Origin of the sequence: Nocardia sp. NPDC051833, from assembly GCF_040681225.1 — a bacterium.
In the GTDB taxonomy this organism is placed as follows: Bacteria; Actinomycetota; Actinomycetes; order Mycobacteriales; family Mycobacteriaceae; genus Nocardia.
Genome location: NZ_JBFAYK010000005.1, coordinates 76,105 through 86,640, shown reverse-complemented (window position 1 = coordinate 86,640; position 10,536 = coordinate 76,105). Strand labels below are relative to the sequence as shown.

The following is a 10,536-nucleotide window of genomic DNA, read 5'->3' as shown; positions in this document are numbered from 1 at the left end:
CCGCGGTTGCCTTGTCACCGGCTCCCCCCCGCTCACACCGGCCCCCCCCCTCCCCCCCGGGTTGTTTTTTTTTTTTTGGGGGGGGCGGGGGGGGGGGGGGGGGCCCCCCCCCCCCCCCACCGCTACACGCTTTCGTGGGGACTACTTGACCTCGTACATCCAGATCTGGATGTTGGCCAGCTCGCCGGTCTCGCCCCACTTGTACTGGCGGGCGACGCCGGTGCCGTTGTAGTTACGGACGTAGTCCACGAGCTCGGCGCGGGTCACCTTGCCCGAGTCGATGCCCTTGAGCAGGATCGTGGTCAGGTCGTAGCCCTCGACGGAGTAGACGCCGGGCGCCTGGCCGTTGAGCGCCTTGTACTCGGTCGCGAACTTCTCCGGCGCCGGGCTGCACGGGCAGGAGAGCAGCGCGCCCTTGGACGAGCTACCGGCCTGCCGGACGAACTCGGGATCGTTGCTGCCGTCGGCGGAGACGAAGGCCGCGGTCACACCGCCGGACCGCAGCTGCTGCACGAACGGCGCGGCCTCGGCGTAGTAGCCGGCGTAGAAGATGGCGTCGGGCTTGGCGGCGGACAGCTTCGACACCGCGGCCGAGAAGTCCTTGTCACCTTCCTTGACGCTGACCGCGCAGGAGGCGTCGGCGGCCGGGCCCGCGGCGGTGATGAACGCCTGCGCCAGACCGGCACCGTAGTCGGTGTTGTCCTGCACGACGCAGATCTTCTTGTAGCCCTTCTCGCCGGTCAGGTAGTTGGCGACGGCCGGGCCCTGCGAGTTGTCGTTGCCCAGGCCGCGGAAGAAGGTCTTCCAGCCGTTCTGGGTCAGGGTCGGGTTGGTGGCCGAGGCGGTCAGCGTGGGCATGCCCGCCTCGCTGAGGATCTGGCCGGTCGCCTTGGTCTCGCCCGAGAAGGTCGGGCCGACCAGCGCCACGATGCTGGGATCACTGACGATCGTCGGGATCACCTGGCTCGCGATCTGCGGCTTGCCCTCGGTGTCGAACTGCTTGACCGAGACCTGACAGTCGGGGTTGGCCTTGTTGTGCTTGTCGAGGGCGAGCTTGACGCCGTCGATGATGTTGATGCCGAGCGCGGCGTTGCCGCCGGTCAGCGGGCCCGCCATCGCGATGGTCTGGGGCGCGCACTTGGCCTTGCCGTCGCCCGCCGGGTCGGCCGCGGTGCCCGCGTCGGTCGCCGCGACAGCCTTACCCTGGGTATCGAGCTGCACGACCGGCTGGATGGAGAGATCGGTGTTGCCGCCACCGCCGCCGTCGGACGACTTGTCGCTGCATCCGGACAACACCAACGACGCGGCAGCTCCGATTACCAGAACTCCTCGCGTCGAACGACTGCGCCATGTCGAACTGAGCACGTCTCACCTCTATGTCCTGTGCTCCCCGGGGTCACCGAGGGGGCCGACCACGTTCAGCCCGGACAGAACATATCGTCGGTTTGTTAGATCCGCATCACATTCGCATCATGTCGGACGCTCCGTGTCCAGTCGTAGTTCACATTATTGTTTCGCTTACGTAAAGTTTTTCGGCTTTCGACGCGAGACACGGAGCGACGCGTTCCAGCTCACTGCGGGGTGAGGTTCTCCAGCACGACTTCGGCGACCGCCTTCATCGTCGTCCGGCGATCCATCGCGGTGCGCTGAATCCATTTGAACGCCTGCGGCTCGGACAGACCCTGGGTCTGCATGAGCACGCCCTTGGCGCGCTCGACCAGTTTGCGCGTCTCCAAACGATCCGACAGATTCGCGACTTCTGTTTCCAGCGCGGTGATTTCGTGGAAACGGCTTGCCGCGAGTTCGATCGCGGGTACCAGATCGGATTTGGTGAACGGCTTGACCAGATAGGCCATGGCGCCCGCGTCGCGGGCCCGCTCGACCAGGTCGCGCTGACTGAACGCGGTCAGGATCACCACGGGCGCAACACGTTTCGACGCGATCTCGGCGGCTGCGTCGATCCCGTCGCGGCGCGGCATCTTGACGTCCATGATGACCAGATCGGGGCGCAGCTCCTCGGCGAGCTCGACGGCCTGCTGCCCGTCGCCCGCTTCACCGACTACCTCGTAGCCCTCTTCCTTGAGCATCTCGACGAGATCCATCCGGATGAGGGCCTCGTCCTCGGCGACGACGACACGCTTGGCCGCGGCCTCACGCGTGGCGCCAGCGCCCCCTGCATTCGTGCTCATAGGTTCGACCCCTCTGGATTCCGATGCCTGTCGATCACACCACGACAGACGACGGCACCGGGCGAGCCGGCCGAAAAACCCGTCGTGGGTGACCGAGTGATGTAAAGAGTACCTTTCGCTTCCGCACAGAATGCATTGAGCGGTCGGAAACCGCCGGTGAACGCAAGCGCGGAGACGTCGCGCACACCCCGCGACCGATACTCCCCCGCGGAGCGCGGCCGATGCCGCGCTTCCGCCGTGGTGCCGAGTGTGGGACTCGAACCCACACGTCCTTTCGGACAACGGTTTTTGAGACCGTCGCGTCTGCCAGTTCCGCCAACCCGGCGCACCGCGGTCACTATAGCGTCTCGGCGCGCCGGGACGCGAACCGCCGGTCGAACCGGGGGAACGCCCACGTCGTAGTACCGGGAGAGCGGGCACGACAGAAGGGCGCGGACATGCGGGTGAACAGGATGACGGTGGATCTGGACGCCTACCCCGACCTGGTGATGATCCTGCTGGGCATGCGCGTGCGCACCCCGCGCGGGATGCTGCGCCTGCTCGGCGTCGGACCCAAGCTCTACCGCTCGCACGCCGACCGTCCCGACGGCCTGATCCTGCACGAAGACGTGGTCTGGTCGATGCTGCCGCCGCACTGGGGCGCCCGGCAGTACTGGCGCGACCTGGACTCGCTCGAGCGCTGGACCCGCTCGGACCCGCACCGGCAGTGGTGGCAGGAGTTCCTGCGTGACTCCGGCGGCACCGGCTTCTGGCACGAGGCGTACTTCCGGCGCGGCGGCATCGACGCCGTCTACGACGACATGACCAGGCCGACCGGCCTGGCCGCCTTCGCGCCCACCGTCCCGGCGCGGGGCCGGATGTTCTCCACCCGCGGCCGGGTACACGGCGCTCCGCCCGCCGTGCCGCCGGTTATTACCGAATCGAATTATTACGACGCGAAAGAGTGATGGTCGACACATAACCCCGGGAGGTTTCCAGACCATATCTCGCGGGTATCACGGTCACACACAACGGATTTGCGCATTGCGATTCGTGTACAGCATTCAACCGAGAGGTGAATAGGTAGCACCGCGCCTGTGATGGTTACAATTCCGGCCTTCTGCGCGACAATCGACCCGATTACGGTGTCGGTATGCACGTGCTGTTCGTCTGCAACTCCAATGTCTGCCGGTCGGTGATCGCCGAACGGCTCACCCGGGCGTTCGCGACGGACAACGGCCTGGCCGGCCTGACCGCGGAGAGCGCGGGCACCCGCGCCCTGGTCGGGTTTCCCCCCGAACCGATGGCGGCGGAGACCGTCGCCGGCCTCGGCGGCGACCCCACCGGTTTCAAGGCCCGAAAGCTCAAGCCCGAGATGGTCGATCGCGCCGATCTGGTGCTGGCGATGACCGAATCACTGCGCGACCAGGTCAGCGAGCTGGCCTTCGGCGCCGCGCCGCGCACCTTCACCCTCGGCGAGGCACACCGGATCGCCAAGGTCACCGGCGCGAAATCCATTGCCGCGCTGCACCAGGCCCGCAACGACCTGGCCTATGTCGGCCGGGAGAACATCGCCGACCCGATCGGACTGTCCCCCGAGGCGTTTCTCGAGGTCGGCGACCGGATCGCCGAACTGCTGTTCCCGCTACTGGCCGCGCTGGCACCGCACGAGCAGGCCAAGCTCAGCGAGGACGCACGCCCCGGGCTGGTCATCGAACCCGCCCCGGCCCGGCCGCTCTCGGCGTTTCTGGCCGCGCAGCGCAGACGCTGAGCGCAAGGCTGTTCGCCGGGCCGCCGACGGTCTAGACTTCGGCGGACGTGGAAGTTCCCCTTGCAGGTTCGACACGACAGGACTGGAGACTTGCCGAAACGCATTTCGGATGTTTCGCTCCATGTGTATGTGACCCCGGAAATCCTCGACCGCATCGTCGCCAGCGTGCGGACGGTTCTCGACGACCACCTCCAGGACCGTGAGGCCTTCGCCTGGCGATTCACGCTGCCGGTCGACGCCGCGGATCCGCTCCATCGGGAACTCGAATCACAGTGGCGCGCAACGCATCCCGGTGCCGAGCCGGCAGCCGAGGCGGCGTTCGAGATCGCGCTGAGCCTGGTCGGCGATCCGGCCGATCTCACCGATGCCGATATCGCCGACCTCGAGCACGGGCTGGCCCTGGCGGTGTACGGCGCGGCCAGCCACGCCGTACCCTTCGTCCTGCGCGCGGATCAGCGCACCGACCTCGAATGGGAACTCGACGTCGAGCGGCGCTGACCCCGCTCAGCGGGCCGGGAAGTGCCGGATGACGCCTTCCTGGACGGTGGTGGCGAGCAGTTCGCCACTGCGCGAATAGAACCGGCCCGTGGCCAGCCCGCGCGAGCCCGCGGCCACCGGCGACTCGGTCGCGTACAGCGTCCAGTCGTCGAAGCGGAACGGGCGATGGAACCAGATCGAGTGGTTCACCGTCGCCGCGAGAATCCGGTCGAGGCCCCACGACAAACCGTGCGTGGTGATGATGGAATCCAGCACCGTGGTGTCGGAGGAATAGCCGAGGGCGGCCACGTGCAGCAGCGGATCGTCGGGCAGCGTGCCGTCGGTGCGCATCCACACGCGGTTGTGGTTGAGCTTCTCGCCGGTGCCCTTGAGGATCCACGCCGGATCGTTGGTGTAGCGCATGTCGATCGGGTGCGGCGCGTTGATGAACATCTCCAGCTTGTCCTCGAAGCCGGCGAAGCTCTCCTCGATCCGGGGCAGCGTCTCCGGGTCGGGCACCTGGGGGCCCTCGTGGGCGTGCTCGAGGCCCTTGCCCCAGTCCTGGAAGGCCGCCAGCATGACGAACAGCTCCTGGCCGTCCTGGCTGGCGGTGACCGTCCGGTTCGCGAGCGCGCGGCCGTCGCGATGCCGCTGCACGTGGTATTCGATCGGCTTCTTCACGTCGCCGCCACGCACGAAGTGCGCGTTGATCGCGTGCAGCGGCCGCTCCCCGGCGGTGCGTCCGGCAGCGACGATCGCCTGCGACACCAGCTGCCCGCCGAAGGTGCGGCTCCACACCTTCTCGGGATGGTTGCCGAGGAAGACGTCTTCACCGATCGGCTCGAGGTCGAGCAGGTCGAGCAGCACCCGCAGATCGGGTGACTGCTCGTCGTGCACTGTCTCCACCTCGGTCGATCCGCCTGCCGAACTACTCACGACTAGTGGTCCTCCTCGCCGATGCGATGAACGTGGATCAGGTTGGTGGAACCGACGGTACCCGGCGGGGAACCGGCGACGATGACCACCAGGTCACCCTTGCGGTACCGATCCATCGACAGCAGCGCCTGGTCGACCTGATGGATCATCGCGTCGGTGCTGTCCACCATCGGCACGATGAAGGTCTCGGTGCCCCAGGTCAGCGTCAGCTGGCTGCGCACCTCCGGCAGCGGGGTGAACGCCAGCAGCGGCAGCGGGGTGTGCAGCCGGGCCAGGCGGCGCACGGTGTCACCGGACTGGGTGAAGGCCACCAGCGCCTTGGCGTTGAGCCGCTCGCCGATGTCGCGGGCCGCGTAGGAGATGACGCCGCGCTTGGTACGGGGCACGTGGGTCAGCGGAGGGACCCGGTTGGTCTCGGACTCCACGGCGGTGACGATGCGGCTCATGGTGCGCACCGCGTCGATCGGCCAGGCGCCGACCGAGGTCTCGCCCGAGAGCATCACCGCGTCGGCGCCGTCGAGCACCGCGTTGGCGACGTCGGAGGCCTCGGCGCGGGTCGGGCGGGAGTTCTCGATCATCGACTCCAGCATCTGGGTCGCGACGATGACCGGCTTGGCGTTCTCGCGCGCCATCTGGATGGCCCGCTTCTGCACCAGCGGCACCTGCTCGAGCGGCAGCTCGACACCCAGGTCGCCGCGGGCGACCATGACCGCGTCGAAGGCGAGCACGATGGCCTCGAGGTTGTCGATCGCCTCCGGCTTCTCCAGCTTCGCGATCACCGGCACCCGGCGGCCGACCTTGTCCATGATGTCGTGCACGAGCTCGATGTCGGACGGCGAGCGCACGAACGACAGCGCGATGAAGTCGACGCCCAGCTTCAGGGCGAACTCGAGGTCCTCGATGTCCTTCTCGGACAGGGCGGGCACCGACACGTCCATGCCGGGCAGCGACAGGCCCTTGTTGTTGCTCACGGGGCCGCCCTCGGTGACCCGGCAGACGACGTCGTTGCCGTCGATGCTCTCGACCGTCAGGCCGACCTTGCCGTCGTCGACGAGCAGGCGGTCACCGGCCTTGGCGTCCTGCGCGAGCTGCTTGTAGGTGGTGGAGACCCGGTCGTGGGTGCCGTCGACCTCGTCGACGGTGATCCGCACCTGCTCGCCGTTGGCCCAGGTGGTCCGGCCGTCGGTGAACCGGCCCAGGCGGATCTTCGGGCCCTGCAGGTCGGCGAGGATGCCGACCGCGCGGCCGGTCTCGTCCGAGGCCGCGCGGACCATCTTGTAGTTGTCGGCGTGGTCGGCGTGTTCGCCGTGGCTGAAGTTCAGCCGCGCGACGTCCATGCCGCTTTCGACGAGCTCACGAATACGGTCCTGGGTGGCCGTAGCCGGTCCGAGGGTGCACACAATCTTCGTCCGTCGCATCACACGTAGAAGCCTAGTACTGTCCCGCCTCCCCGCGTACTTTGCCGGTCGGGGGGTGCAAGGCCCCTACTCGACCGGACCGGCGGATATCGGCGGGGCATGGGCCGGGCGTTCCCGGCGAGTTACCCATGTGTTCACGAAATCGGTTGTCACCGAACGGCGACGTGCCTGGACAGCCGGGTCTCCAGGCGGGTCTGGAAGAAGCCGAGGATCAGGCAGATCACCCAGTAGTAGACGGCCGCGACGCCGTAGAGGGCGAAGAAGTCGAAGGTGGGCGCGGCGGCCAACTGGGCGGTGCGCAGCAACTCGGTGACCAGGATGGTCGAGGCCAGCGAGGTGTCTTTGACCAAGGAGATGAGCGTGTTCGACAGCGGCGGCACCGCGATCCGGGACGCCTGCGGGAACACGGCGTACCAGAGCGTCTGCGGGTAGGTCATGCCCAGCGACTCCGCCGCCTCCCACTGCCCCGGCGCCACGCTCATGATCGCCGAGCGCACCACCTCCGCGGCATAGCCGCCGACATTGAGGCTGAAGGCGATCACCGCGGCCGGGAACGGGTCGATGACGATGCCGAACTGCGGCAGCGCGTAGAACACGATGAACAACTGCACCAGCAGCGGGGTGCCGCGGATGATCGAGATGTAGAAGCGGGCGGGCAGCGACAGCGCCCGCTTCGACGACATCCTGGCCAGCGCGACGCCGACCGCGATCGCCAGGCCGATGACGAAACTGATCGCCGTCAGCGGCAGCGTCGCGGTCAGCGTGGCCTTCAGCATCGGCCACAGGTTGTGCCAGATCAGCTCCCTGGTCGCGGGATCCATCCGCTATTTGCTGACGTCGGTGCCGAAGTACTTCTCCGACAGCCTGGTCAGCGTGCCGTCGGCGCGCAGCTGCGCGAGCGCGGCGTCGATGTCGGCGATCAGCGCGGCGTCGTCCTTGCGGGCGGCCAGCGCCTGCTTGCTGGTCTCGCCGGTCTTGCCGGCGATCTTGATGCCGGTGTCGCCGGTCTTCTTGGTGTACTCGCCGACGGCGAGGGTGTCGTTGACGGTCGCGTCCACGCGGCCCGCCTTCAACAGCTGCACCGCCTGGACGAACCCTTCCACCGCTTCGACTTTCGCGCCGGCGGCCGCGGCGACCTTGCCCCAGTTGCTGGTGGCCGACTGCGCGGTGGTCTTGCCCGACAGGTCGGCCAGCGAGGTGATGGTGGTGTTGTCGGCCTTGGTGACGATCACGCCCTCGGAGGTCGTGTAGGGCTGCGACAGGGAGTACTTGGCGGCGCGCTCGGGGTTGACGGTCACCTGATTGTCGACCAGGTCGAAGCGCTTGGACTCCAGTCCGGCGAAGATCGAGTCCCAGGGCGTCTGCACGAATTCCACCCGCTTGCCGAGCTTCTCACCGACCGCCCGCGCGACCTCGACGTCGTAGCCGGTGAGGGTGCCGTTCTCCTGGTAGCTGAACGGCGCGTACGTGCCCTCGGTACCGACTTTCAGCACGTTCGGGTCGGCATCGGACGAGCAGGCCGACAGGCCCGTCGCGGCGACGACGGCGAGTACGGCGGCGGCAAGCAGTTTGCGCACGGACATCCCTTTCTCCGCTGCGCGCATCGGGCACGCGCAGGCCAAGCGACGCTACGGCGCCGCCCTGGACCGACACAGAGTATCGCTCACGGTGATCGCAATCCCGGCCGGGAAACGCGAAACGGGTACTCCGCGAGACGCGGAGCACCCGTTCGTGGCGTAGCCGGCGATCAGTCGCGCAGCGGGCGGCCCTGCGCGTCGGGCACCTTGCCGGTGAGCATCATGATGCCGTCGATCAGCGGCCAGATGGCGCCGATGCCACAGGTCAGCCAGACCACCGCGATCTGGGCGATGCCCAGACCGGTGTAGCCCAGGTAGAAGCGGCCGACGCCGAAGCTGCCCAGGAAGATCTCCAGCAGACCCGCCATCAGCTTCTGCTTGTCCGAGAACGGCACGCCGTACATGTCACGGCCGTACGGCGCTTCCGGGTCGGCCGGGTTGTAGCCCTGCGGCATGCCGCCGTAGGGCGCGGCGCCGTAGGCGGGCTGCGGCTGGGCGTACGGGTCGGCCGGCTGACCGTACTGCGGCTGCGGCTGACCGTACTGCGGCTGGCCGTATCCCGGCTGCGGCTGCTGCTGCCCGTACCCGGGCTGCTGCGCGTACGGATCGGACGGCTGGCCGTAGGCGGGCTGACCGTACTGCGGCTGCGAGTGCGAGCCGGAGTCGGGCTGCTTGTTCAGGTCGGGCCCGTACTGGGGATTGGGGTTGTAGGGGTCGGTCACTCATGTCCTCCATCATTCGTGCGGGTACCCGTCGTGGCCCCCGGCCGGTGTGGCGATCTGCCGAACAGCGATGCGCCACCGACGATCACCGGTCATTGTGGTCATACCGACCGGCCGTTGTCTCCTCGGGTGCCCCACGGAACTGCGCTCGACACTCGTTCGCAATATCGCGACGGGCGCCCGGAATGTTGCCGGACGCCCGTTCACTTCGTGCTGGAGGTCGCTGATCAGGCCTTTTTCGCGCCCGACTGCTCCGGCTCCGCGGTAACCGTTGCCTCGTCGGTCTCCGGCTCCGGGTCGTCGTCCTTCGCCGTGCCGGTCGGCTTCGCGTCGGCGGAATCCGCGGGCGCGGCCGGGTCGTCGGCGGAATCGGTTGCCTCGGCGGTCTTGTCGAGGTCGACGGCGGCGGCGTTGTCGGCCGCGCCCGCGGCCCGCAGCGCCGAGAACTGCCACGGCCACGGCCGCGGCTCACCACCGGGCTGCAGCTGCGCAGGTGTCTCGCGGCCCTTGGTCGCCAGCGCGAAGTAGGCCATGGCGGCGAGGAACACCAGCGCGGCGGTGAACGAGTTGATCCGGATGCCGAGAATGTGGGTCGCCTCGTCGTTGCGCATCAGCTCGACGAAGAAGCGGCCGAAGCTGTAGCCGGCGACGTAGAGCGCGAACAAGCGGCCGTGGCCGATCTTGAAACGCTTGTCCAGCTGCACCAGCAGGATGACGACCAGCACGTTCCACACGAGCTCGTACAGGAACGTCGGGTGCACGACCTCGATCACCCGCCCGGTCGAGACCCCGTTCATCATGTCCCTGGCGCCGGTCTCCGGGTCGAACCGCTCGTAGATCTCGAGGCCCCACGGCACCTCGGTGGTGCGGCCGTAGAGCTCCTGGTTGAAGTAGTTGCCGAGGCGGCCGATCGCCTGCGCGAGCAGCACGGCGGGCGCGATGGCGTCACCGAACGCGGGCAGCGGGATCTTGTAGACCCGGCAGCCGATCCAGGCGCCGATGCCGCCGAGGAACACCGCGCCCCAGATCCCGAGGCCGCCCTGCCAGATGTAGAGCGCCTCGATCGGGTGCTTGCCGGGGCCGAAGTACTTCTGCCAGTCGGTGGCCACGTGGTAGAGCCGACCGCCGACCAGGCCGAACGGCACCGCGAACATCGCGACGTCGAGGACCGCGCCCTGCTGACCGCCGCGCTGTTGCCACCGGCGCTCACCCCACCAGATGGCGACGACGATGCCGAGGATGATGAACAGCGCGTACGCCCGGAGCGGGAAGGGTCCGAGGTGCCAGACACCCTGCGGCGGACTCGGTATGTAGGCCAGGACTGAGTTCACGGCCCCCACGTTAGTTCAGTGCCGTACCGGCAAGTGACTGTGACCCTGACGGGGATGGTCGTCGACATGACAAGGCACCGCGCCACACCCGGATGCGCCCCGGCACGACGCAGTTTCGCAAGGACATGGGTAACTC

At 67.9% G+C, this 10,536-nt stretch carries 11 protein-coding genes and 1 tRNA gene; 3 read left to right on the top strand and 9 right to left on the bottom strand.

Annotated features, from left to right (window positions below):
• Positions 1–141: 141 nt before the first annotated feature.
• The 3 genes from AB0L91_RS31185 to AB0L91_RS31175 form a co-directional block, all read right to left on the bottom strand.
• The gene (locus tag AB0L91_RS31185) at positions 142–1,299 is read right to left on the bottom strand and encodes a branched-chain amino acid ABC transporter substrate-binding protein (protein WP_365016111.1); all 1,158 of its coding nucleotides are present in this window, start codon (positions 1,297–1,299) and stop codon (positions 142–144) included.
• Positions 1,300–1,571: 272 nt separating this feature from the next.
• On the bottom strand, positions 1,572–2,189 hold the full coding sequence (locus tag AB0L91_RS31180; protein ID WP_218716853.1) for an ANTAR domain-containing response regulator: 618 nt from the start codon (positions 2,187–2,189) through the stop codon (positions 1,572–1,574).
• A 238-nt stretch (positions 2,190–2,427) separates the two neighbouring features.
• Positions 2,428–2,514: transfer RNA gene (locus AB0L91_RS31175), tRNA-Leu, on the bottom strand.
• A 112-nt stretch (positions 2,515–2,626) separates the two neighbouring features.
• Here AB0L91_RS31175 and AB0L91_RS31170 point away from each other — a divergent pair.
• From AB0L91_RS31170 to AB0L91_RS31160, 3 genes are all read left to right on the top strand, one after another.
• The gene (locus AB0L91_RS31170; protein ID WP_365016108.1) at positions 2,627–3,136 is read left to right on the top strand and encodes a DUF4188 domain-containing protein; all 510 of its coding nucleotides are present in this window, start codon (positions 2,627–2,629) and stop codon (positions 3,134–3,136) included.
• A gap of 185 nt (positions 3,137–3,321) precedes the next feature.
• Positions 3,322–3,939 (top strand): low molecular weight phosphatase family protein, encoded by a 618-nt coding sequence (locus AB0L91_RS31165; protein ID WP_355283333.1) that lies wholly within the window; start codon positions 3,322–3,324, stop codon positions 3,937–3,939.
• Positions 3,940–4,068: 129 nt separating this feature from the next.
• The gene (locus AB0L91_RS31160; protein WP_365016106.1) at positions 4,069–4,437 is read left to right on the top strand and encodes a hypothetical protein; all 369 of its coding nucleotides are present in this window, start codon (positions 4,069–4,071) and stop codon (positions 4,435–4,437) included.
• Positions 4,438–4,443: 6 nt separating this feature from the next.
• On the opposite strand, the gene AB0L91_RS31155 is transcribed toward AB0L91_RS31160, so the two are convergent.
• The 6 genes from AB0L91_RS31155 to lgt all read right to left on the bottom strand — a co-directional run bounded on the left by AB0L91_RS31155 (position 4,444) and on the right by lgt (position 10,409).
• Positions 4,444–5,313, bottom strand: a complete 870-nt coding sequence (locus AB0L91_RS31155; RefSeq protein WP_357350907.1) for an acyl-CoA thioesterase II — start codon at positions 5,311–5,313, stop codon at positions 4,444–4,446.
• Between the two features lie 41 nt (positions 5,314–5,354).
• Entirely contained in the window at positions 5,355–6,773 is a 1,419-nt protein-coding gene (pyk, locus tag AB0L91_RS31150) for a pyruvate kinase (protein WP_355283328.1), read from the bottom strand.
• Positions 6,774–6,919: 146 nt separating this feature from the next.
• The gene (locus AB0L91_RS31145) at positions 6,920–7,591 is read right to left on the bottom strand and encodes an amino acid ABC transporter permease (RefSeq protein ID WP_365016104.1); all 672 of its coding nucleotides are present in this window, start codon (positions 7,589–7,591) and stop codon (positions 6,920–6,922) included.
• A 3-nt stretch (positions 7,592–7,594) separates the two neighbouring features.
• Positions 7,595–8,347, bottom strand: a complete 753-nt coding sequence (locus AB0L91_RS31140) for a transporter substrate-binding domain-containing protein (protein ID WP_365016304.1) — start codon at positions 8,345–8,347, stop codon at positions 7,595–7,597.
• A gap of 170 nt (positions 8,348–8,517) precedes the next feature.
• On the bottom strand, positions 8,518–9,069 hold the full coding sequence (locus tag AB0L91_RS31135) for a TM2 domain-containing protein (protein ID WP_355283323.1): 552 nt from the start codon (positions 9,067–9,069) through the stop codon (positions 8,518–8,520).
• A gap of 227 nt (positions 9,070–9,296) precedes the next feature.
• Positions 9,297–10,409 carry a prolipoprotein diacylglyceryl transferase gene (gene lgt / locus AB0L91_RS31130; RefSeq protein WP_365016102.1) on the bottom strand — a complete coding sequence of 371 codons (1,113 nt, stop codon included), beginning with the start codon at positions 10,407–10,409 and terminating at the stop codon, positions 9,297–9,299.
• Positions 10,410–10,536 lie beyond the last annotated feature (127 nt).

Excerpts from the sequence above, each read along its gene's own strand:
- AB0L91_RS31165 (WP_355283333.1), top strand. The coding sequence starts at position 3,322 with ATGCACGTGCTGTTCGTCTGCAACTCCAATGTCTGCCGGTCGGTGATC.
- AB0L91_RS31170 (WP_365016108.1), top strand. The coding sequence starts at position 2,627 with ATGCGGGTGAACAGGATGACGGTGGATCTGGACGCCTACCCCGACCTG.
- AB0L91_RS31145 (WP_365016104.1), bottom strand. The coding sequence starts at position 7,591 with ATGGATCCCGCGACCAGGGAGCTGATCTGGCACAACCTGTGGCCGATG.
- AB0L91_RS31180 (WP_218716853.1), bottom strand. The coding sequence starts at position 2,189 with ATGAGCACGAATGCAGGGGGCGCTGGCGCCACGCGTGAGGCCGCGGCC.